This window comes from Insolitispirillum peregrinum (genome assembly GCF_900156605.1).
In the GTDB taxonomy this organism is placed as follows: domain Bacteria; phylum Pseudomonadota; class Alphaproteobacteria; order Rhodospirillales; family Rhodospirillaceae; genus Insolitispirillum; species Insolitispirillum peregrinum.
The window spans coordinates 441,675-463,971 of the sequence record NZ_FTOA01000001.1 but is presented as its reverse complement, the minus strand read 5'-3'; the positions used below and the strand labels follow the sequence as shown (position 1 = coordinate 463,971).

At 60.4% G+C, this 22,297-nt stretch carries 17 protein-coding genes; 11 read left to right on the top strand and 6 right to left on the bottom strand.

What is annotated here, in order from left to right; translation table 11 throughout:
• Positions 1-50 precede the first annotated feature (50 nt).
• The 7 genes from BW995_RS01935 to BW995_RS01905 all read left to right on the top strand — a co-directional run bounded on the left by BW995_RS01935 (position 51) and on the right by BW995_RS01905 (position 5,570).
• Positions 51-473: a MucR family transcriptional regulator gene (locus BW995_RS01935; RefSeq protein ID WP_076398401.1), complete on the top strand. Its 423-nt coding sequence runs from the start codon at positions 51-53 to the stop codon at positions 471-473.
• Between the two features lie 183 nt (positions 474-656).
• The gene (locus BW995_RS01930; protein WP_076398399.1) at positions 657-1,097 is read left to right on the top strand and encodes a type II toxin-antitoxin system RatA family toxin; all 441 of its coding nucleotides are present in this window, start codon (positions 657-659) and stop codon (positions 1,095-1,097) included.
• A 97-nt stretch (positions 1,098-1,194) separates the two neighbouring features.
• Positions 1,195-1,941 (top strand): arginyltransferase, encoded by a 747-nt coding sequence (locus BW995_RS01925; RefSeq protein ID WP_076398398.1) that lies wholly within the window; start codon positions 1,195-1,197, stop codon positions 1,939-1,941.
• A gap of 142 nt (positions 1,942-2,083) precedes the next feature.
• The gene (locus tag BW995_RS01920; protein ID WP_076398396.1) at positions 2,084-3,199 is read left to right on the top strand and encodes a TRAP transporter substrate-binding protein; all 1,116 of its coding nucleotides are present in this window, start codon (positions 2,084-2,086) and stop codon (positions 3,197-3,199) included.
• Positions 3,200-3,321: 122 nt separating this feature from the next.
• On the top strand, positions 3,322-3,726 hold the full coding sequence (locus BW995_RS01915) for a YccF domain-containing protein (protein ID WP_084194504.1): 405 nt from the start codon (positions 3,322-3,324) through the stop codon (positions 3,724-3,726).
• A gap of 111 nt (positions 3,727-3,837) precedes the next feature.
• Entirely contained in the window at positions 3,838-4,527 is a 690-nt protein-coding gene (locus BW995_RS01910) for a glutathione S-transferase N-terminal domain-containing protein (RefSeq protein ID WP_076398393.1), read from the top strand.
• A 104-nt stretch (positions 4,528-4,631) separates the two neighbouring features.
• A complete protein-coding gene (locus tag BW995_RS01905) occupies positions 4,632-5,570 on the top strand; it encodes a hydrogen peroxide-inducible genes activator (RefSeq protein ID WP_076398392.1) in 939 nt (312 codons plus the stop codon).
• A 19-nt stretch (positions 5,571-5,589) separates the two neighbouring features.
• On the opposite strand, the gene BW995_RS01900 is transcribed toward BW995_RS01905, so the two are convergent.
• From BW995_RS01900 to BW995_RS01880, 5 genes are all read right to left on the bottom strand, one after another.
• The gene (locus tag BW995_RS01900) at positions 5,590-6,387 is read right to left on the bottom strand and encodes a cytochrome c oxidase subunit 3 (RefSeq protein WP_076398390.1); all 798 of its coding nucleotides are present in this window, start codon (positions 6,385-6,387) and stop codon (positions 5,590-5,592) included.
• 43 nt (positions 6,388-6,430) lie between these two features.
• Positions 6,431-6,988: a cytochrome c oxidase assembly protein gene (locus BW995_RS01895; RefSeq protein WP_076398388.1), complete on the bottom strand. Its 558-nt coding sequence runs from the start codon at positions 6,986-6,988 to the stop codon at positions 6,431-6,433.
• Between the two features lie 16 nt (positions 6,989-7,004).
• Complete coding sequence (ctaD, locus tag BW995_RS01890) at positions 7,005-8,630, bottom strand: cytochrome c oxidase subunit I (RefSeq protein WP_076398387.1); 1,626 nt, start codon at positions 8,628-8,630, stop codon at positions 7,005-7,007.
• 2 nt (positions 8,631-8,632) lie between these two features.
• Positions 8,633-9,415, bottom strand: a complete 783-nt coding sequence (gene coxB, locus BW995_RS01885; protein WP_084194503.1) for a cytochrome c oxidase subunit II — start codon at positions 9,413-9,415, stop codon at positions 8,633-8,635.
• Between the two features lie 640 nt (positions 9,416-10,055).
• Positions 10,056-10,901 (bottom strand): flagellin, encoded by an 846-nt coding sequence (locus BW995_RS01880; protein WP_076398385.1) that lies wholly within the window; start codon positions 10,899-10,901, stop codon positions 10,056-10,058.
• A gap of 299 nt (positions 10,902-11,200) precedes the next feature.
• Here BW995_RS01880 and BW995_RS01875 point away from each other — a divergent pair, with 299 nt between their 5' ends.
• Both BW995_RS01875 and BW995_RS01870 read left to right on the top strand, forming a co-directional pair.
• A complete protein-coding gene (locus BW995_RS01875) occupies positions 11,201-12,073 on the top strand; it encodes a hypothetical protein (protein ID WP_076398384.1) in 873 nt (290 codons plus the stop codon).
• A gap of 3 nt (positions 12,074-12,076) precedes the next feature.
• Positions 12,077-14,023 (top strand): O-linked N-acetylglucosamine transferase, SPINDLY family protein, encoded by a 1,947-nt coding sequence (locus BW995_RS01870; RefSeq protein WP_076398382.1) that lies wholly within the window; start codon positions 12,077-12,079, stop codon positions 14,021-14,023.
• A gap of 27 nt (positions 14,024-14,050) precedes the next feature.
• Here the strand turns inward: BW995_RS01870 and BW995_RS01865 are convergent, their stop codons facing one another.
• On the bottom strand, positions 14,051-15,232 hold the full coding sequence (locus tag BW995_RS01865) for a glycosyltransferase family 4 protein (protein ID WP_076398381.1): 1,182 nt from the start codon (positions 15,230-15,232) through the stop codon (positions 14,051-14,053).
• Positions 15,233-15,485: 253 nt separating this feature from the next.
• Here BW995_RS01865 and BW995_RS01860 point away from each other — a divergent pair, with 253 nt between their 5' ends.
• Entirely contained in the window at positions 15,486-15,779 is a 294-nt protein-coding gene (locus BW995_RS01860; protein WP_076398379.1) for a hypothetical protein, read from the top strand.
• A gap of 174 nt (positions 15,780-15,953) precedes the next feature.
• Positions 15,954-21,773 (top strand): AAA family ATPase, encoded by a 5,820-nt coding sequence (locus tag BW995_RS01855; RefSeq protein WP_076398377.1) that lies wholly within the window; start codon positions 15,954-15,956, stop codon positions 21,771-21,773.
• Positions 21,774-22,297 lie beyond the last annotated feature (524 nt).

Genomic DNA, 22,297 nt, shown 5'->3' with positions numbered 1-22,297 from the left:
AGCTGGGGCAGAACATAATCAAAATTCCTCCAGTGCAGAAGAGAAGCGCAATGGCCGACACTTTCAGCCCCACGACCACTGAAGACGAAAAGCTCCGCCTGGCCGCTAAAGTCGTCGCGGCCTATGTCGGGCAGAACACCCTTCCTGCCCAGCAGATCCCCGACCTGATCCAGTCAGTCTATCAGGCTTTCCAGATGGTCAGCGCCCCCGAGCCGGAGCCGGTCATCGAAGCCCTCAAGCCTGCCGTACCGGTCAAAAAGTCGATTACCCCGGAATACATCATCTGCCTCGAAGACGGTAAAAAGCTGAAGATGCTGAAGCGTCATCTGCGTACCAACTATGGCATGACTCCGGAAGAATACCGCGCCAAGTGGAACCTGCCCGCCGACTATCCGATGGTCGCCCCCAACTACGCCGAACAGCGTTCCCAGTTTGCCAAGCAGATTGGCCTCGGCCGCAAGGGTGGCGAATAAGCGTTCCAACTGGCCATGCCTTCCAAAACGCATCACACCGACAGCCATGGTGTGATGCGTTTTGTTTTTCATGTCCCCATCAAGTGGGTAGCATTTTCGACAGCAAGCCGGTATTCAAGGACGTGGATTACGCCGCTGTCACAAAACCTTGCCGTCACAACCCTTTGAAAGCTGCCTTGGCCCATGCCTACCCACGCGGAAAAACGGCACCTGCCCTTTACCCAACAGCAACTGTTCACCATGGTTGCCGAGGTGGAGCATTACCCCAAATTCCTGCCCTGGTGCCTGAATGCGCGCATCCGTCGCCGCGAAGGGAACGTGTTCTGGGCTGATCTGGTGATCGGTTTCAAAATGATCCGCGAGAAATTCACCTCGCGCGTTACCCTCAGCGAACCGTCACGGGTTGATGTGACCTATACCGATGGTCCGTTCAAATATCTGAACAACCACTGGATTTTCGAACCTGATGCCGATGGCAACGGCACATGGATCGACTTTTACGTCGATTTTGAATTCCGCTCGGCCCTGCTGCAGAAAATCATGCAGCCCCTGTTCTCCGAAGCCGTGCAGCGCATGGTCAGCGCCTTTGAACGCCGCGCCCAGGAACTGTACGGGAAACAGTAACAGCCATCAGGATCAGGAAAACCCCTCTGGTATTCCCTGCCATTCCAACCCATAGTATTTGTTGAGCATCGACCTTCACCAGACAACAGGGTACGGCATGGAACATTCTCCGATCCGACGGCCGCACTTCTTTTTCACCACCGCCTCCATGCCGTGCCCCTACATCTCTGGTCGGCTGGAGCGGAAGATTGTAACCGAGCTGAGTGGCCCGGATGCGGTCAAGCTGCACGATTCCCTCAGCCGTGCCGGTTTCCGTCGCAGTCATTCGATTGCCTATGCTCCCGCCTGTCCGGGCTGCAATGCCTGCGTGCCGGTGCGGGTGGGGGTCAGGGATTTCAGCCCCAGCCGCAGCTTCCGCCGCACCCTGCGGATCAACAGCGACCTGAGCGCCGCCCTCACCCCGGCCAAAGCCACTGCCGAGCAATACCGCCTGTTCCGCAGCTATCAGGAACGCCGCCATGGCGGCAGTGACATGGCGCTGATGGGGTTTTACGACTATCGCTCGATGGTCGAAGACAGCCCGATTGAAACCGGTCTGCTGGAATTCCGTGCCCCGGACGGCAATCTGACCGCTGTCTGTCTGGTCGATACCATGGACGATGGCCTGTCCGCCGTTTACAGCTTTTTCGACACCGAACAACCACAAAGACAAGGTCTCGGCACCTTCATTGTCCTGTGGCTGATCGAAGAAGCCCGTCGGCGCAATCTGCCGTTTGTCTATCTGGGCTACTGGATCGCAGACAGCCACAAAATGGCCTATAAAACCAAATTCGCTCCGCTTGAAGCCTTTGGCCCCGAGGGCTGGGCCGCACTGGAACCGCATCAGCCGCAGGCCAGCGAATAACACCGCCATGGTGCACTGCACGCAATTAATTGCATGGCAAAAAACGATTTATCCTGTTTCTGAACCGTTGCAGCCGGACGAACTCTCCTTATAATCGGCAGACTTTTGAAAAGTCCCAAATTGCCAAAACGAGGAACGTCCCATGGAACGTCGTGAGTTTATGAAGACTGCTGCCGTCGCCGGTGTCGGTGCTGCGGCTGCCACTGCGTCGACTCTGGCCACTCCGGCCATCGCGCAGGGCGTCATGGAATGGCGCATGGTCACCGCATGGCCCAAGGGACTGCCCGGCGTCTATTCCAGCGCCGAGCGTGTGGCCAAGCGTATCGAAGACGCCAGCGGTGGCCGCCTGAAGATCAAGGTGTTCGGTGCCGGTGAAATCGTCCCCGGCCTGCAGGTGTTCGACGCCGTGTCGAACGGTACCGCCGAACTGGGCCATGATACGCCCTATTACCACACCAGCAAAAGCAAGGCGACGGCGTTCTTCACCACCGTTCCGTTCGGCATGACCCAGGTCGAACACAACGCCTGGATCAACATGGCCGGTGGTCAGGCCCTGTGGGAAGAACTGTACGCCCCGTTCAACCTGCAGCCGTTCATGTGCGGCAACACCGGCGTCCAGATGGGCGGCTGGTTCCGCAAGGAAATTCAGGCTCCCGAAGACTTCAAGGGCCTGAAGTTCCGCATGCCCGGCATGGGCGCCGAAGTTCTGAAGAAGCTGGGTGCCAACGTCGTCCTGCTGCCCGGTGGCGAAGTGTTTGCCGCCCTGCAGTCCGGTGCCATTGACGGTACCGAATGGACCGGTCCGTACAATGACCTGTCGATGGGCTTTTACAAGGTGGCCCCGAACTACTACTGGCCGGGCATCCACGAACCCAGCGCCGCCATGCAGCTGATCATCAACAAGGAAAAATTTGCCGCTCTGCCAAAGGACCTGCAGGCCATCATCGCCGCGGCTGCTGGCGAAGAAAACATGATGGGTGGCAGCGAATTCTTTGAACGCTCCGGCACCGCGCTGGAAACGCTGGTGCGCGACCATGGCGTCAAGCTGCGTCAGTTCCCGCGCTCGGTGCTGGTCGCCCTCGGCAACGCTGCTGGCGAAGTGCTGCAGGAAACGCTGGATAACGGCGATGCGATCACCAAAAAGGTCGCCACCCACTTCCTGAAGACCCGCACCAACCTGATCCGCTGGACCCGCATCGCCGATCAGGGCTTTGCCAACGCCCGCCAGTTGGAATTCAAGTACCCGACCGGCGAATAACACCACCTGCCTTTGCCTGATGAAAATCCCCTTCCGGCCTCCGCTGGAAGGGGATTTTCTTTTGCATTTTCCATCCGTAACCTTATCTGTTGATGGAACAGGCATGTCATAAGGATCGCGCCATGATTTCGCTTCTTCTGAATATTATCTGGGTGCTGTTCGGGGGCCTGTTGATGGCTCTGGGGTGGCTGCTGGCCGGGGTGATCATGGTCATCACCATCATCGGCATCCCGTGGGCACGCTCGGCCTTTGTCATCGCCATTTATGCCTTATGGCCCTTTGGCAAGGAAGCCGTCAGCCGTGACGAACTGACCGGACGGCAGGATATCGGCACCGGCCCCTTGGGGATGATTGGCAATATCCTGTGGTTTCTGGTGGCCGGCTGGTGGTTGGCACTGGGGCATCTGGGGGCGGCGCTGGCCTGTGCGGTGACCATCATCGGGCTGCCGCTGGCCTGGGCACACCTGAAACTGGCCGGGCTGTCGCTGTTCCCGATCGGCAAGACCATTGTTGACCGTCGGGACTGATCTTTCTGCACCGCCCGAAAGAGCCTCTTGCGCTCGCGCGAACTTGTCCTTAGCTGCCAACCATACCGACAGGTATCCTCTCACCCCGCCCCCCAACAAAGGCTCCCCGTGATGATTGATCTGTTCTATTGGCCGACCCCCAACGGCTGGAAAATCTCCATCCTGCTGGAAGAACTGGCTGTTCCGTACACCGTTCACCCGATCAACATCAGCAAGGGCGACCAGTTCGCCCCTGAATTCCTCAAAATTGCCCCGAACAACCGGATGCCGGCGATCATCGATCAGGCTCCGGCCGATGGTGGTGCTTCGATTTCGCTGTTTGAGTCAGGCGCGATCATGCAGTACCTCGCCCGCAAGCATGGCCAGTTCTATCCGGTCGATGATGTGCGTGCGCAGGCCGAGGTCGATCAGTGGCTGTTCTGGCAGGTCGGCGGCCTTGGCCCGATGGCGGGGCAGTGCCATCACTTCCGCCACTATGCGCCGGAAAAGATCCCCTACGGCATTGAACGCTACACCAACGAAGTCAGCCGCCTGTACGGCGTGCTCGACCGCCGTCTGGCTGACCGTGAGTTTGTCGCCGGGGCCTATTCGATTGCCGACATGGCGATCTGGCCATGGGCCAAGCTGTGGGAAAATCAGGGGCAGGACCTGAGCACGTTCCCCCATATGCAGCGCTGGCTGGAACAGATCGCCGCCCGCCCGGCGGTGGTCAAGGGGCTGGCGGTTGGCGAGGGCTGGCGGGAACAGAACCCGGTCACCGACGAAAAGGCCCGCGCCATCCTGTTCGGTCAAAAAGCGTAAGCTGTCGGGCTTTATCCGGTGGCACACATCCATCGCCGGATAAAGCCCCTTCTCTCCCCCTGCCGTTTCTGCGACAAAGACCCTTTGTGTTTCAGGAGACCGGCATGCGCCCCTTACCCACCCTGCGGCAGCTCCGCTATCTGGTCACGGTGGCAGAAACCCTGCACTTCGGTAAAGCGGCGGACCTGTGCTTTGTCACCCAGTCCACCCTGTCTGCCGGGATTCAGGAACTGGAAACCCTGCTGGGGATCACCCTGATCGAGCGCCAAAGCCGCCGCAAGGTCGTGCTCACCCCGCTGGGGAACGAGCTGGTCGAGCGCGCCCGCGCCATTCTGGCCGACACCGAAGCCCTGGTGGATGCCGCTCAGGCCGGAGCGCATCCACTGGTGGGCGACCTGCGGCTGGGGGTGATTCCGACCATCGGCCCCTATGTCCTCCCCAAAGTCCTGTCGGTGGCCCGGCGCAGTTACCCGGACCTGAAGCTGTATTTGCGCGAAGAGCAAACGGCGCGGGTTCTGGATGATCTGGCGGCAGGTCGCATTGACTGTGGCCTGATCGCCCTGCCCTTTGAAACCGGCGACCTGATGGTACGCGAGTTGTGGCGTGAAGACGTGGTGGCCGTTCTGCCCGCAGACCACCCGCTGGCCAGCCAGCGCACCCTGTCCGATGCCGATCTGGCCGCGACCGAGCTGCTGATGCTCGAAGACGGGCATTGCCTGCGTGATCACGCCCTGCAAGCCTGTGCCCTGCGCAAGCCCAAGGACAACGAAGCCTTTCAGGCCACCAGTCTGGGAACGCTGGTGCAGATGGTGGGCAGCGGTCTGGGCGTCACCCTGATCCCGCGCACCGCCATCAACGTCGAAGTCAACAACGACCTGCCGGTGGTGGTCCGCGACCTGTCCAACAGCCGGGTTGCCCGCTCGCTGGCGATGGTCTGGCGGCCAGTCAATCCGCGCGGACGCGATTTTGATTTGCTGGCCGACATGATCATGGCCAACCCGCCCAGCGGCATCCTGCTGTCAGGAGGCAAACGCACAGCATGAGTGAAGCTCTGCGGAGTCCTCAGGCCCCCACCCACACATAAAAAAACACGAACAGGAACAGCCAGACCACATCGACAAAGTGCCAGTACCATTCAGCGGCCTCCAGCCCCAGATGGTGATCCGGGCTGAGGGTCCCCCGCGAACAGCGAACGGCCATCACCAGCAGGGCACAGGTGCCGACAAACACATGAAAGCCATGAAAGCCGGTCGCCATGTAAAAGGTCGAGGCATAAATGCCCGACCGAAAGGCAAAAGCAGCCTCGCCATATTCAATGGCCTGCAGGATCAGAAACAAAGCCCCCAGCAGCGCCGCACCGGCAATTCCACCGACCGCCTGCCTGCGCCGACCATGCAACAGGCCATGGCGCCCCCACATCAGCACTATCCCCGACAGCAGCAGGATCGAGGTATTGATCAGCGGCAAGCCCACGGCGTGCAGCGGCTCGATTCCTTCGGGTGGCCATTGTCCGGCCACAACCGGACTGACGTGCAGGGCGTTATGGAAATAGGCCCAGAAGAAGGCCACAAAGAACATCACCTCCGAGGCAATGAACAAGGCCATGCCCATGCGCAGCCCGCGCTGCACGGCGCTGGTATGGGACTGCTCATGGTATCCCTCGCAGATCACCGCCCGCCACCAGCCGAACATGGTGAACACCACCACCGCCACCCCCAGGGCCAACAGCCACGGAGGTTCCCCATGCATCATGTGCGCCCCGCCCAGCGCCATCAGGAACGCCCCGACCGACGCCACCAGCGGCCATGGACTGGGCGGCAGGATATGAAACGGATGCTTGCGTTCAGAAGAGGCGGCCATTGAATGCCTCCATCACCAGAGGTTGCCAGAAAGGAAAGCACGTTCACGACGCATCGGCACGAAAGAAGGTGTAGGACAGGGTGATGGTTGTCACATCACTCATCTGCGGGTCTTGCAGGATGGCCGGATCAATATAGAAACTGACCGGCATATGGGCGCTTTCCTGCGGCGCCAGCGTCTGCTCGGTAAAGCAGAAACAGGCAACCTTGGCGACATAGGCGGCAGCTTTTTCCGGGGTGACGTTAAAGGTCGCCCGCCCTGTCACCTGCTGATTGGTTGGATTGTGGGCCAGATAGGACACCAGAGTCTGTTCCCCGACCGGTACCCGCACCTCGCGCTGTTCCGGGACAAAGCGCCACGGCATACCCTGATTCAGCGATGCATCCAGCCGGACCACCATCTGGCGCCCGGTTGCGCCGGGGGCAATGGCCCCGATGGCAACCCGTGGCGTGCCTTCATAGCCGGTCAACTGGCAAAACAGCCGATAGGCGGGGGCGGACGCAAAGGCAAGCCCGCCCATGGTCAGCACCAGCAACACACAGCCTGTCGCCAAACGGATATTGGCTCGGCGGCGGGCAGATCCAACGGCATGAGCAGCCATCGCAGACCTCCCGGTTTCATTCTGCAGGGTGAGGCGCGCTACCGCCGTCGATCACCGGCGGCTGTTCAAAGGTATGCTCTGGCGGTGGAGAACTGACCGTCCATTCCAGCGTCGTTGCCCCCTCGCCCCACGGATTGTCAGCAACCGAAGCCGGAGAGCGGAAGGTGCGATAGACCACCACCAGAAACAGCAGGGCACTGGCCGCGCCCAGATACGACCCGATCGACGACACCATGTTCCAGGCAGCGAACGCATCCGGGTAATCGGGAATCCGGCGCGGCATCCCCGACAGGCCGAGGAAATGCATCGGAAAGAAGGTCATGTTGACCCCGATGAACATCAGCCAGAACTGCACCTTTGCCATGCCTTCGGGATACTGGTGCCCCGACATTTTACCGATCCAGTAGTAAAAGCCGCCAAAGATGCCAAACACCGCGCCAAGGGACAGCACATAGTGGAAATGCGCTACCACGTAATAGGTATCGTGCAACGACACATCGACCCCGGCATTGGCCAGGACCACGCCGGTAACACCGCCGATGGTAAACAGGAACAGAAAGCCTATCGCGTACAGCATCGGTACCCGGAATTCGATGGAACCACCCCACATGGTGGCAATCCAGCTGAACACCTTGATGCCGGTCGGCACCGCAATCCCCAGCGTGGCCACCAGAAAATAGGCGCGGGTATTGACGCTGAGGCCGGTGGCATACATGTGATGGGCCCACACCACAAAGCCGATCAGCCCAATGCTGACCATCGCATAGGCCATGCCCAGATAGCCGAAAATCGGCTTGCGCGAGAAGGTCGAGATGATATGGCTGATGATCCCGAAGGCAGGCAGGATCATGATGTAGACTTCCGGGTGACCAAAAAACCAGAACAGATGCTGGTACAACAGCGGATCACCGCCCCCGGCAGGATCAAAAAAGGTGGTACCAAAGTTGCGATCGGTCAGCAGCATGGTCAAAGCCCCGGCCAGCACCGGCACCGACATCAGCAGCAAAAAGGCCGTCACCAGCATCGACCAGACAAACAACGGCATCCGGTGGATGGTCATGCCCGGTGGCCGCATATTGAAAATGGTCACCAGCAGGTTGATTGCTCCCAGAATCGAGCTGATCCCGGCGAGGTGCAGCGACAGAATCGCCAGATCCACCGCCATGTCGCCACTGTGCCCAAGGGTTGACAGCGGCGGGTACACTGTCCAGCCGGTCCCCGGCCCCAGCCCGGTCAACCCCGACAGGACCATCAGCAGGAACGCTGGCGGCATCAGCCAGAAACTGATGTTGTTCAGGCGGGGAAAGGCCATGTCCGGCGCCCCGATCATCAGCGGTACAAACCAGTTGCCAAAACCGCCGATCAGCGCTGGCATCACCACAAAGAACACCATGATCAGACCATGGGCGGTGATGAACACGTTATAGCGCTGATAGTCATCACCAAAAATCTGCATCCCCGGACGGGCCAGTTCCAACCGGATACCGATAGACATCGCCGCCCCGATCAGCCCGGCGATCACCGCAAACATCAGATAGAGGCTGCCGATATCCTTGTGATTGGTGGAAAACAGCCAGCGTCGCCATCCCTGTGTACGGTGGTGATGTGCGGCATTCAGGCCATCAAAGACCAGATGAGACATGATCAGCGCCTCCCTTCTGCCAGTTGCAAGGGCAATCCCTGAGCGAATCGGGCCTGCGCCGCCGTCACCCAGGCGGTGAACTCCTCGGCGCTGACCGCTTTGACCGCAATCGGCATGAAGCCGTGGTTGACGCCGCACAGCTCCGAACATTGGCCGTAATACGTCCCCGGCCGTTCGGCCCGAATCCACGTTTCGTTACTGCGTCCGGGGTTGGCATCCATCTTCACCCCCAGCGACGGCACCGCCCAGGAATGGATCACGTCCGACGAGGTGGTCAGGACACGCACCGTCACCCCGACCGGCACCACCACCGGATTATCGACCGCCAGCAAGCGCGGCTCGGCCCCTTGCAAATCACCGGCATCCTTCATGAAGGCATCAAAGGTGAAGGCTCCATGGTCCGGGTATTCATAGGACCAGTACCACTGATGGCCGGTGACCTTCAGCGTCATGTCGGCTTGCGGCGCTTTGTCCATGAAGTACAGCAGGCGGAAACTGGGAACCGCAATCACCAGCAGGATCAGGATGGGCAGGACCGTCCATCCGATCTCAAGCGGTACATTGTGAGTGGTGGTCGAAGGAACCGGATTGGTGCGGGCATTAAAGCGCACCACCACCGTAATCAACAACGCCAACACCAACAGAACCACGCCAGCCATGATCCAGCTGATAAAGCTGTTCAAGCCAACAATCTGTTCCATCACGGGCGAAGCCGGGTCCTGATACCACATTTGCCAAGGGACGGGCTGTCCCTCGGGGGTCACTGGCAGCACTGAATTAGACATCGTGCCATGCCTCCCTGACGTCCCGGGTTTCGGGCGATCTTGTGGGATCGCCAGATTTCCCCAGCGTCCTGCGCGGTGTTTTTCCCGTTTACAGGCCATCCCTGCCTATCATCGGTGCGCACAGGAGATCGTTTCGTAGGCCCCTTGAAAAGTCCGTATTTGCATTGTCCTGGAGCATTGTGCGAAAAGTGGGAACCGATTTTCGTAACAACAATGCGACAGAACAAAAGGTTAGAGCAGCGTGCCCGCGTCCGATTTAACGCACGCTGCTCTAGTGCGGGCTACCGCCCGAGCCCGTTTGGTGGCGATGCCCCCAAACCCCCATTTTTCTTTAAAAATCAAATTAATGGAGTCCGGGGCCTCAAGGCACAGGCAAGGTGTGGAGCAGCGTTCCACGTCTTTGTTATCCTATCGCTCACCAAGAGTATTGGCATTCGCCCGGACAGAAGCAATACCCGATCAAAAAAGTATGCTAGACCAGCGTGCGTTAAATCGGACGCAGGCACGCTGGTCTAACCTTTTGGTGTGCCGCATTGTTGTTGCGAAAACCGGTCCCCACTTTTCGCACAATGCTCTATATGCATAAAAAAAGGCGGCAGGATTTCTCCTGCCGCCGAAGCAAAGGCCTGTATCTGTTTTATTAGAACAGACGCAGCACCGACTGCTGAGACTGCTGAGCGATCGACAACGAAATCGTGCCGAGCGACTGGCGAGTCTGCAGAGCCAGCATGTTGGCCGACTCTTCGTTCAGGTCCGCGTTCACCAGTTCACCAGCGCCACCCTTCAGGGTGTTGATGATGTTGGTGGTGAAATCCTGACGGATGGACAGCATGGACGAGTTGGTGCCCAGGGTCTGAGCGGTGTTACGCACCGAGTTCAGAGCGCTGTCGATCTTGCTGATTTCGGTGTCGATGGACGCCACGAAACCAGAGGTCGCACCCCAGGTAGCGGAGGTCACAGCACTAACCCCCAGCGTAGCCGCACTGGAGTCAACACCGTTGATCACCAGCTCATTCTTCAAGGTCGCCGAGCTCTGCTCGTTGAACTTGACGGTCAGGGTATCAGCAGAGGACTTGATCAGGTTGACGCCGTTGTACGACGAGTCTTCGGTCAGGTTGTCGATCTGGCTGCGCAGTTCGTTGTACTGCGAGGACAGCTTCTGACGAGTGACCGAATCAGTGGAGGACTTCGCGGAGGACGCGATTGCCTTCATCTGCTTCAGGGTGGACTCGATGCTTTCCAGACCACCAACAGCCGCCTTGATCACGTTGATGCCTTCGCTGATACCGTCCTTGACGGTGGCCAGGTCGGACGCGCGGTCATTGAGGCTACGGGATTTGAAGAAGGACAGAGCGTCGTCGAGAGCGCTGTTCACCTTCTTGCCGCTCGACAGACGATCCTGAGTACGGTCAATCAGGTTGGTCGTGCTTTGCAGCGACAGCAGGTTGGACCGAGTGGAGGTCGAAAGAGTGATATCACCAGCCATAATAGACTTCTCCCATTCTAGGAAAGTGCCTGAACCATTCTGTCCAGACTGATATCGCCAGATCATCCTGACCTGACGATTGGGGGTAGAGTATCTGATCCCTGCCCCTCTGGCAACATGATATGCGAGAGCGCACACATTTTCGTGTATTGTCGAACATCACCTTTTCCCACCCCTCCACCGGCCCCCGCAACGACAAGGTTGCAGGCCCCACCGACGGTAGGATATTTGTCAGCTCTTCCACTGAAATGTGGCACATCACTCACTTTCCTCCGGTCTTGAACACTCCCCGAGGCACCATGAGCACTTCCTGTATTCCCCTGATCACCAGCCTGTCCCCGAAAGGGAATCACGACATTCAGCGCGCCGCCGTCGCTTCGTGGCTAGAGCTGGGTTTGAAGGTTGTCTCGGCCAATACCGCCGGGGAAATCACCAGCCTGCGCCAACTGTACCCCGATGTGACCTTTCACACCGTCACCCGCACGGCACAGGCGCAGGCAAAAAAGCCGGTTCCCCTGATCGACGACCTGCTGGCCGTTCACGCTGATTCGTCAGAGCCGTTTTTGTTTATCAATGCCGACATCATCCTAAGCCCGGCCCCAGAGACCCTGCGCGCCGCCATTGCCAGTGCCCGCGATGGTGCCCTGATCTGCGGCGGGCGACTGGATGTGGATGATGCCATTGGCGCACGGGCAGCCCTGCAGGCGGGCCAGCATCCAACAGGAGATAAAGTCCCGGGTTATGACTTTTTCGTTGTTCCGCCGACTCTGCCCATGCAGTTACCGCGTACCAGACTCGCCATCGGAATGCCGTTCTGGGATTACTGGCTGCCGCTGGCAGCCCATCTTTCCGGGGCACCGCTGAAGGAACTGGCAGGAGATTTCGCGCTGCACAGCCGTCATGACGCCGTCTGGCACGGCGCCATATACCCTTATTTCTCCATCTTTCTCAGCGCCATCCTCGACCAGTTCAGCGCCGCTTATGGCGGTGGCAGCCTGCGGGAACGCCTGGCAGAGCAAATGCTGCGCTATGAGCATGCCATGCTGAATGAAAGAGTCCGTGCGGCGGACAGCACTGATCAGGAGGCCGCCACACTGTCGGAGTTCTATGACCGGCAGCATGACGTTTTGGTGTATTGCATGCGGGCCGCCATGACCCCACTGGAGCTTTGACCGATGCCATCCCTTGCCGATCTGCTTGCTCGGGCACAAACCTCGCTGGTGGCCGGGGACAGCCGGGGTTGCCTGCACGCCTGTGACGGAATACTGGCAACCCAACCGCAGCACCCGGAAGCGCTGCACTTTGCCGGACTGGCGCATGCGGCTCTCAATGATCGCGCCAAGGGAATCGACTGCATTCGGCAGGCGGTGGGCTCGGCCCCCACCTTTGCCGCTGCATGGTCAAATCTGGGCTCGCTGCTGATGGATGAGGGACATCTGGCAGAGGCCGAGCACGCCCTGCGAACAGCGATTCGGCATGGACAGCCGTCGTTTACCAGCCCGCTGTACAATCTGGGCAACCTGTTGCGCCATCAGGGACGGCTGACCGAAGCCGAAGACGCCTATGGCAAGGTTCTGGCGGTTTCACCGCACCACCACGCCACCCTGTACAACCTCGCCAGCACCCTGCAGGAACATGGCCGACTGGATGCCGCACTGGCCTTGGCCCAGACCGCCCTGCGGCTTGCCCCCCAGCACGCCGAAAGCGCGTTTCTGGTCGGCAACCTGCTCCGCACTCAGGGGCGACTGGCCGAGGCGCTGACAGCCTATGACACCGCCCTCGCCAGCGATCCCGACCATGCCGCCTGCCATACCAACCGGGGCAACCTGCTGTCCGAACAGGGCCGCCCGCTCGAAGCTCTGGCCGCCTTTCAGACGGCCCTGAATGCCGCCCCGCACAACGAACGCTATGCCTCCAACCTGCTGTGCGCCCTGCACTACATTGACGGGATCACCCCGGAGGCCCTGCTGGATGCCCACCTGTTCTGGGATCAGCGTTATGGCTGCCCCGAGCCTCGCCCCGCTCCGCCCCGCCCGTCCCGCACCGGACAGCCGTTGACGGTTGGTCTGGTATCGGCGGATTTTGGCTGCCACCCGGTCGGCTGGTTCTGCCTGCCGCTGCTGGAAGGTGCCGATTCGCAGGATATGCGCCTGGTGCTGTACTCCGACCGCCTCAACGAAGACCAGAATACCCATCGACTGGAACAGGCCGCCTTCGCCTTCCGCCGCATTCGGGAATGCGATGATGAGCAGGTGGCAGAGATGATTGCCGCCGATGGCATCGACGTCCTGATTGATGCCAGCGGACACACCGGCCACAACCGCCTGTCGCTGTTCGCCAACCGCGCGGCACCGTTGCAAGCCTCGTGGGCGGCCTATGTCGGAACAACCGGCGTGGCGGCGATGGACCTGCTGCTGGCCGACGCCTGCCAAATCCCCGCCGGAGACGAGACCCTGTACCGGGAACGGGTCATCCGTCTGCCGGTCGGCTATGTCCCCTACGCGGCCCCGCCCTATGCTCCGCCCCCCCAGCCACGGCAGATGGGGGCACCGCTGACCTTTGGCTCTTTCAACAATCCGGTCAAGCTGTCCGAAGGCATCCTCCAGCAATGGGCCTTGCTGCTGGGCAGTGTTCCGACCGCCCGCCTGCTGGTCAAATTCCGCCATCTGGACGACCCGGCGACCGCCCAGCATCTGCGGATGCGCTTTGCCGCAGCCGGGGGCGACATTTCGCGGCTGGATATCGAAGGCGGTGCCCCCCATGCCGAAATGCTGGCCGCGTATCATCGTGTTGATGTGGCCCTGGACACCGCCCCCTATTCCGGCGGACTGACCACGCTGGAAGCCCTGTGGATGGGGGTGCCGGTGATCACCATGCCCGGACGTACCTTCGCCAGCCGCCACAGCCTGTCACACCTGACCCATCTGGGCCTTGCGGAGCTGTGCGGTCAGGATTGGGACGACTATCGCGCCAAAGCCGCATCATTGATCACCGACAGCGCGCGGCTGGCCCGGTACAGGGACACCCTGCGCCCCCGCCTGCAGGCGTCACCGCTGATGAATGGCGCAGGGTTTGCCCGCCATCTGTCACAGGCTTTGCGGGCGGTGTGGGAGGAGACGTGAGCCTCCGCACCGCACCGCACTGCCACCTCACGCCGCCTCGACCAGCGCCAACAGTTCGCGCACGCGGACCGACCAGTCCCAGCTTTCCATGAACCGGGCGGCGGCGGCACCCCGCCTGCGCCGCCCGTCGTGGTCGGCATAGGCCTTTTCCAGTGTGGCGACAATCTCGTCCAGACCGCTTTCGCCCCAATCGGTAAAGTCCTTGTCACCGGTCAACTCACCCAGCGGCAATTGCCAGTCCAGCGGCCAGCAGGTCGGCGTTCCGTCAACCTCGGCAATCAGGTCCAGATGCCCGGTGTTGCGTGACAGGATCACCGGCACACCACAGGCCATCGCCTCCATCGCCACCAGATTGGTGCCACCTTCGCAACGGTTGGGGAACAGGGCAACATCGGCCTGCCGCAGCACATGCGGAACCTGCTGATTGGGCATTGCCCCCAGATCAACAAAGGCACCGGCGGGGATGTCATGGAACATCAGCCAGTCGTCAATGGCCAGCGACCGATCGGGGCGGACAGAAGGAATGCCCTTGAGATGAGGACTACGCTGCAGGCTTTTGACGCTTTCCGGCCACAGGTTGGCCCAGGCGGTCACCAGCAGGGCATCGGGGTGGCGTTGCTGGAAAATACGAAACGCCGCCAACACCAGATCCTGCCCCTTGCGGTATTCCAGCTTCCCACCCGAGAAAATCACGAAGCGATCGGGAAACAACCGTTCGACAGGGAATGGATGAAACAGGCTGCGGTCAATGCCCTGCAGGCACAGGCCGACATTGGTCATGCCATGACGCTCCATCACCTCCTTGTTCCAGCTTGACCCCGCCACAATCAACGGCAGTTGGCTGGCGGCCTGAACGTTTTCCGGCGGGATGACCGCACTTTCAAAGAACACCACCCCGATGTCCGGGGCACCATGCAGATGGGCGGTAAAGTCCGGCAAGACCAGCCGGTCGCCCAGCGCATGCAGGACCGGGGCCGAATGGTAATAGTCATCCTGCATGGCCATCAAACGCCGGTTGATCATCACCCGCCCCAAAGCCGGTGTCAGAACACGCGTTCGCAGGGGATCGCAGACGAAGCGGGGCGAGACAAAAAACAGGTCTGGCCGCACGCCTTGCAACTGGGCCTGCAGGGCCAGGTTCAGGCCATAGGTTCCCCACCCGCTTTCGACCCCGACTTCCCACCCGATCGCCAGAGACTTCAATGCCATGATGTTCCTTACCGCTCCTGCTGCGTTTACGGGTATCCTGCCCGCTCGGGCACCCTGTCTGTCATGCCATCGTTTGGCATGGCCACATGAACCGCCACATTCCCCACAAAATTGAATGCCCATGGATGACAACCGGTTTAACGCTCTGGTAAACGTTTGTCTGCCATACTGCCGCCTGCACCCGCCGATGGCGGAATGCTGTGAAAACGGACCCTTGCGGCACCCAACATAACTGCTCAGAAGGATGTAGTTCATGTCTGAATTAATGCTTAACCAAATTCAACACATGTTGCACAACGTCAGCGACGCGGTGCAGACCATGGGCGACCAGTCGTCGCACAATCTGGAAGTCGTCATGGGTGCCCTCGATGACATCGCCGCCAACGTGATGGCGACCCAGGCCGTTGTCGCCGTGCTGCTGAAGAAATTCCCGCTCGAGATGGCTGAAGTCGAAGCCTGGCTGAATCAGGACATCCAGAACCCCAACGGCATCCCGACCACCACCCTTGCGGTGACACGCTATCTGGTGACCGGCCAGAAAGACTGATCCTGCCCTGTTTTTCCGGTCGCATCCATGCGATGCCGGCACGTCAGGCCCACGCTGCTCTTGGCAGGCGTGGGCCTTGGCTTTTATGCTGTGAGGGCAGCCCTGCAATAAGTCCAGTCCCTGATACAGACCCAGTCCCTGATACAGACCCAGCCCTTGATACAGACAATGTGAATGACCAGCCTCTCCGGGTACGCGCTTGATCACCGCCTGCACCACAGCCCGAACCATGTGGTTTATCGGGGGCGGCGTCTATGGGATGGGCAAGCGGTCATCCTGAAGTTTCCGGCACCCCGCTTTCCCAGCCCGCATGCCCTGGCCCGCCTGCGCCGTGACCATGACATGCTGGTCCGGCTGGACGGACGTGGTGCCCCCAAGGCGGTTGCCCTGGAACAACACGAGCAGGGGCTGGCGCTGGTCATGGAAGACACCATGGGGCGGCCCCTGCACCAGTTGCTGACACAGGGGCCGCTGGACCCGCAAGCCTTCCTCGACATTGCCATCGCCAGCTGCGAAGCCCTCGCCCATATTCACGGGGCGGGCTTTCTGCACAAGGACATCACCCCGTCCAACATCCTGCTGGACCCGGATGGTGCCATCCGTTTCATCGACTTTGCCGATGCCGAGGAACTGAATGTTGTCAAGCTGACCTCGGAAACGGCCCCGCTACTTTCTGGAACACCCGCCTATATTTCCCCGGAACAGACCGGTCGGATGAACCGGCACCTTGACCAGCGCAGTGATTATTACTCTCTGGGGGCCACCTTTTACGAATTGCTGGTTGGGCACCCGCCCTTTTCGGGCGAAGATACCCTTGACCTGATCCACGCCCACATCAGCCGCACCCCCGAAGCCCCCCATCTGGCCAACCCCGGCATTCCGGCGGCCCTGTCCGCCCTGATCCTGAAGCTGCTGGCCAAACCCGCCGAAGAGCGGTACCAGTCCCTGCGCGGCCTGAAGGCCGACCTCAGCCGTTGCCGGGAAGCCCTGATCCGCGAAGGCCAGCTCCCCAGCGACCTGTGGCTGGGCAGTCAGGACCAGTCGGACCTGTTCCGCCTGTCCCAGCGCCTGTATGGCCGCGAACAGGCCCGTGCCTCCCTCGAGACCATCCTTGACCGCCTCAATCCGGGCCACCCCGAACTGGTGCTGATCGAAGGCCCCTCCGGGATTGGCAAAACGGCGCTGGCGCGCGAAATCCTGCGCCCGCTGGATGGTCGCCTCGGGACATTCGTGTTCGGAAAATTCGAGGAATTCCGCCGGAACGTCCCCTATGCGGCCATTGCCGACGCCTTTTCATCCCATCTGCGCACCATCCTGTCCAGCAGCGAAGACAATCTGCATGCCATCAGGAGCCGACTGGAAAAAGCCCTGTCCGGGCAAGGCAGCATCCTGACCGACATCCTGCCGGACCTTGAAATCATCATCGGCCCCCAGCCTCCGCTCACCCCTCTGTCGGCGCTGGAAACGGAAAACCGCTTTTCGCACGTTTTCCGCGCGATGATGGGGGCGGTGGTCGGCATTGGCATGCCGCTGGTGCTGGTCCTTGACGACATCCAGTGGGCCGATCGCTCCTCCCTGCATCTTCTTCAGCAGCTCCTCAGCCCACAGGGGGCACACCACGCCATTCTGGTGGTTGCCACCTTGCGGACCGATCTGCCGGAAATCCCCCAGTCGCTGAAATTTTTTCTCGACCGGCTGGACTCTGCCCGGGTCAAGCTGCACCGGCTGGAGCTGCAGCCGCTGGAGCTGGAGCATGTCGTTGCCCTGCTGCATGACTCGCTGCACTGCTCCCCCGAAGACGCCTTGCCGCTTGCCCAGGTCTGCCAGCAGAAAACCAGCGGCAACCCGTTCTTTCTGCTTCGCTTTCTGGCATCATTGTACAGCAAGACCTTGCTGTCGTTTGATCACGGTAAAAACCGCTGGCACTGGGAACTGAAAGAAGTTGCCGAGCTGGGTATTACCGATAACGTCGTCGATCTGATGGTGGACAAGGTGGCCCGGCTGTCTCCGGCCGGCAACCGTGTCTTGCAGCGCGCCTCCTGCATTGGCCCCAGCTTTGACCTGTACGCGCTGAGCTGCATCAACGATGTCAGCCTGGGCGAAACCTTTCAGCAATTGCAGGAAAGCCTGCATCTGGGCCTGTTGATTGCCAACGACGGCAACAGCACGATTGATACGGCCACCCTGTCTGTGACCAGTGCGCAGGCAATGGGCTTCCGCTTTTTGCATGAACGGGTCCATCAGGCCGTCTATGGCCTGATTCCTCCGGCAGAACGCGGTCTGCGCCATGTGAACATTGGCCGTGCCCTGCTGGATCACGCAGGCAGCGATACCCTTTATGACCAGCTGTTTTCAATCGTCGAGCAGTTCAATCGCGGCCTCGAGCACATTCGCGACCCCGAGCTGGCGCAACGGGTTGCACACCTCAATCTGGAGGCCGCCCGCAAGGCGCGCCTGAACGCCGCCCACAGCGCCGCACTGGGGTATGCCCATCAGGGGCTTCGCTGCCTGTACCCGGAAACCAGCCCGGAAGAAACCTTTGCCTGGGGGCACCATCACAGCCTGTCCCTTGATCTGCACACCGAGGCAGCCGAGGCAGCCTTTCAGGGTGGCGAGCACCACATCATGCTGCGCCACATCGCCACCATCGAGCAGAACGCCAGCTCGGCTCTGGAGCGGACCAAAGCCATCGAGCTGAAGGTTGCGGCCCTGATCCTGAACAACGACAACCGAACAGCAGTGGACATTGCTTTTACCCAGTTGACGGCACTGGGATACCCCCTGCCCCGCTCCCCCGGCCGGATCCGTCGCTGGTGGTCCCTGCGCCAAAGTACACTGCAATACAACCGGCTGCGCCAAAGCCTGCCAACACCCCTGTTGTCGCCTCCGGCCCGGGCAATGGCAGCCCAGCGGCTGATCAGCGCCATTCTTCCGGCCATCCTGTTCTGCTCGCCACAGCTTTTGCCCCTTGCGACCGAACTGAACCTGCGGCTGGCGATCGAAAACGGCAACCACGACATCATTGCCTATGCCGTCACCCGCCATGCGATGGCTCTGGCCGTGATCGGGCATCCCCAGCAGGCGGTGGTCGCTGCCCATCTTTCCCTGCGTCTGCTCGGCCCTGATCCGCAAAGCGCCATCGCCAACCGTACCATCTTTGCCGCCCTGTTCCATGGCCTGCACTGGGAAACATCCCTGCGCGTGCTGCGCGACCGGATCGCCGACCTGCTCCGTAACGGCATGAATTCCAGCGATCCCGAACGGATGGGCTATGTCGCAGCCGGTTATCTGTTGAGCGGTGTCCATGCAGGAGTCGACCTGCCCACCATTGAACAGGACCTCAGCCTGGTTCGTGATGTGGCCCACCACTTCAACAGCGACTGGAGCGCACCGTATCTGTCCTGTGTTGCCCAGTTGCTCGATTGCCTGCGCAACCCGAAAAGCATTCCGACATCGCTGCAAGGCCCCCTGCACGATGAGGCCCGCATCAATCAGGAGCTGCTGGCCGGCCGCAACCTGCTGATGCTGAACGCCCTGCTGTGTATTCGCATGCTGCTGGCCCTGATTTTCGGTCGCCATGCCGAGGCCCGCAATGCCGCTGCACAAATTCAGCCCCATATATGGGCCATTGCCAGCACGCCGCTGGGGGTTGCCTACCTGTTTTACAATGCCCTGGCCTGGGCGCGAGACCCCGGTGCGGGCAACCTGCCGCGCCGGATACAGACCGTTCGCAGCGCCTTGTCAAAGCTGCGCAAATGGAAGGCTATTGGCCCGGCCAATGTTGCCCACCGCGAACGGCTGCTGGCGGCTGAACTCGCCCGCCTGCAAGACCAGACGCTGCGCGCAGCCGAATTCTATGATCAGGCCATCAAGGCCGCCCACGACAACGGCTTCACCCACGAAGAAGCCCTGATCAACGAATACGCCGCCCTGTTCCACGAACAGCGCGGGCGACCGATGATTGCCGAAGCCTATCGCCGTCAGGCACATTATCGCTGGAATCTGTGGGGAGCCATAAACAAGGTAAGTACCCTTGAAGAAGAATGGCCAGAACTGGTCCATCCGCTGGCCGAAAACCGCTTTCAGTTCCGGGTTCCCCCACAAGACCCGGCCCTGCGCCGGGATAGCAAGGGGGTCGATCTCGCTGCCGTCATGAAAGCGGCCCGCGCCATTTCAGGCGAAATCCAGCGTCCGGCCCTGCTGGAAAGCCTGTTGCGCATCACCATGGAAGCTGCTGGAGCCCAACGTGGCCTGCTGTTCCTGCGCACCGCCCGGGGCTGGGCTCTGGAAGCCGAAGGCCGGGCCCAGACCAACCATTTCGCCCTCTATCGTGCGCCGGTTCCGATGAACGAAGGTCAGGATGCCTCGGTGCCTCCGTTACCGGGGTTCTCGCGCTCGGTGTTCAACTACGCTGCCCGCACGCGGGAAGCCGTCGTGTTGAACAATGCCGCCGCCGAAGGATTGTTTGTCAGCGACAGCTATATCAGCGAACAGCAAATCCGCTCGTTGCTGTGCCTGCCGTTGTTCCAGCAATCAGAGTTCAAGGGCATTCTGTATCTGGAAAACAACCTGACCGCCGGGGCCTTCACCAATGATCGCCTCGAGGTTTTGCGCCTGCTGGCAGCGCAGGTGGTGATCTCGCTCGACAATGCCCTGCTCTATGAAAACCTGTCCGAACTGAACCGGACCCTGGAAGCCGAAGTGGCCGAGCGAACCCGCGAAGCCACCGAGAAATCCCAGCTGCTGGAAGCAACCCTCGACAACATGTCCGACGGGCTGGTGGTTTATGACAGCAACAGCCATCTGCTGCTGACCAATGAACGGGCCCTGCAATTGTTCACCGTGCCCGCCCATCTGGCCATCCCGGGCACCTCAAACGAAGAAATCGTCAGGTCGGTCATTGCCACCGATGCGCTGGCCCCCCGTATCACAGAGCTGCTGTTGCGGCGCCTGAACAATGGTGAAGATCCCTTCCCGGACAAGGATACCTCGGAAATTGAAATGGCGGATGGCCGTTTCATCCAGATGCGCCGCAACCATATGCCTGATGGTCGGCAGGTGCAGGTTTTTCTGGATGTTACGGATGAACGTCGGCGTGAACGCGAACTGATCAGTGCCCGCAAGGCAGCGGAAAAGGCCCTGGAAACCCTGCAAAATGCACAGGAAAGCCTGGTGCAGGCCGAAAAAATGGCGTCGCTGGGGCAACTGGTCGCCGGGGTGGCCCATGAAATCAATACACCAATCGGCATTACCCTGACCGCAGCCTCGCTGCTGGCCGAACGCGCCCGTGACATCCGGGCGGCCCTGACTGGCGAGGGCATCCGCAAAAGCCAACTGATGAATTTCATCGAACAGGCGGATGAAACCACCACCCTGATGATGAGCAACATTCATCGCGCCTCGGACCTGATCCAGAGCTTCAAGCAGGTCGCCGTCGATCAGACCAGCGGTGAACGCCGCCGCCTCATGATGAGGACCTACCTGCTGGAAGTCCTGCGCAGCTTTGGGCCGTTGCTGAAAAAGGGAGCCCACACCGTCACCCTCACCTGCTCTGCCACGCTGGACGCCAACAGCTATCCCGGTGCCCTGACCCAGATTTTGACCAATCTGATCATGAACAGCCTGACCCATGCCTTTTCCCCGGGACAGTCGGGCCACATTACCCTCAGCGCCCACAAACAGCCCCACAACATGATCGAACTGGTCTTTGAGGATAACGGATGCGGTATCCCCCCGCAGGACATCGGACGCATTTTTGATCCGTTCTTTACCACCCGCCGGGGGGCTGGCGGCAGCGGGCTGGGTCTGAACATCGTGTACAACACGGTAACCGGCATCCTGAAGGGGACCATTCACGTGCAAAGCTCCGGTGGGGAAGGCACTAGGTTCACCTTGAGTTTCCCGGCAGAAACACCCACCGTCGGAGAGGCGACAACCGCCGCCCCTGCCGCTATAACACATGCAGAACACGCGGTGCTGCCCACCCCCCTGTAAAATCTTACAGGGTCACAAACGGTAACAGATCCGCTACAGTCCACACCAGATAACGAGCTGGGGCCTCTGACTTACCCAACCCCGGATCCTCCCGGCTCGCACGCCTTGATTGCTTTAGAGCATTGCGCGAAAAGTGGGAACCAGTTTTCGCAAAAACAATGCGACAGAACAAAAGGTTAGACCAGCGTGTCCGCGTCAGATTTAACGCACGCTGGTCTAGTGACAAGGCACTGACCAACGACCATGGCCGCCTCCGACTTACCCAATGCGGATGCCAGTGTCGCCGTTCAGGGTCTCCCCTTTGGGGAACGCACAGGTCTTTGGTGGGCTTTCCACCATCAAAGACCTGTGCGTTGTGCTTGCTGTCTGTTTTTACAGAGTATTGCGCGAGAAGCGGAAACTGGTTTTCCCAAAAATGCGGTAAAACAAAACCTTAAAGAGAATGGCGGACTGCCGTCCGCACCTGCCCGGGGCCTCCGGCCCCGAACGTTCACTTGGGGACGATGCACCCGGCCCCCCATTTC

Excerpts from the sequence above, each read along its gene's own strand:
- BW995_RS01880 (WP_076398385.1), bottom strand. The coding sequence starts at position 10,901 with ATGGCTGGTGATATCACTCTTTCGACCTCCACTCGGTCCAACCTGCTG.
- BW995_RS01915 (WP_084194504.1), top strand. The coding sequence starts at position 3,322 with ATGATTTCGCTTCTTCTGAATATTATCTGGGTGCTGTTCGGGGGCCTG.
- BW995_RS01860 (WP_076398379.1), top strand. The coding sequence starts at position 15,486 with ATGTCTGAATTAATGCTTAACCAAATTCAACACATGTTGCACAACGTC.
- BW995_RS01870 (WP_076398382.1), top strand. The coding sequence starts at position 12,077 with ATGCCATCCCTTGCCGATCTGCTTGCTCGGGCACAAACCTCGCTGGTG.
- BW995_RS01920 (WP_076398396.1), top strand. The coding sequence starts at position 2,084 with ATGGAACGTCGTGAGTTTATGAAGACTGCTGCCGTCGCCGGTGTCGGT.
- BW995_RS01895 (WP_076398388.1), bottom strand. The coding sequence starts at position 6,988 with ATGGCTGCTCATGCCGTTGGATCTGCCCGCCGCCGAGCCAATATCCGT.
- BW995_RS01855 (WP_076398377.1), top strand. The coding sequence starts at position 15,954 with ATGACCAGCCTCTCCGGGTACGCGCTTGATCACCGCCTGCACCACAGC.
- BW995_RS01935 (WP_076398401.1), top strand. The coding sequence starts at position 51 with ATGGCCGACACTTTCAGCCCCACGACCACTGAAGACGAAAAGCTCCGC.
- BW995_RS01900 (WP_076398390.1), bottom strand. The coding sequence starts at position 6,387 with ATGGCCGCCTCTTCTGAACGCAAGCATCCGTTTCATATCCTGCCGCCC.
- ctaD (WP_076398387.1), bottom strand. The coding sequence starts at position 8,630 with ATGTCTCATCTGGTCTTTGATGGCCTGAATGCCGCACATCACCACCGT.
- BW995_RS01930 (WP_076398399.1), top strand. The coding sequence starts at position 657 with ATGCCTACCCACGCGGAAAAACGGCACCTGCCCTTTACCCAACAGCAA.
- coxB (WP_084194503.1), bottom strand. The coding sequence starts at position 9,415 with ATGTCTAATTCAGTGCTGCCAGTGACCCCCGAGGGACAGCCCGTCCCT.
- BW995_RS01875 (WP_076398384.1), top strand. The coding sequence starts at position 11,201 with ATGAGCACTTCCTGTATTCCCCTGATCACCAGCCTGTCCCCGAAAGGG.
- BW995_RS01905 (WP_076398392.1), top strand. The coding sequence starts at position 4,632 with ATGCGCCCCTTACCCACCCTGCGGCAGCTCCGCTATCTGGTCACGGTG.
- BW995_RS01865 (WP_076398381.1), bottom strand. The coding sequence starts at position 15,232 with ATGGCATTGAAGTCTCTGGCGATCGGGTGGGAAGTCGGGGTCGAAAGC.
- BW995_RS01910 (WP_076398393.1), top strand. The coding sequence starts at position 3,838 with ATGATTGATCTGTTCTATTGGCCGACCCCCAACGGCTGGAAAATCTCC.
- BW995_RS01925 (WP_076398398.1), top strand. The coding sequence starts at position 1,195 with ATGGAACATTCTCCGATCCGACGGCCGCACTTCTTTTTCACCACCGCC.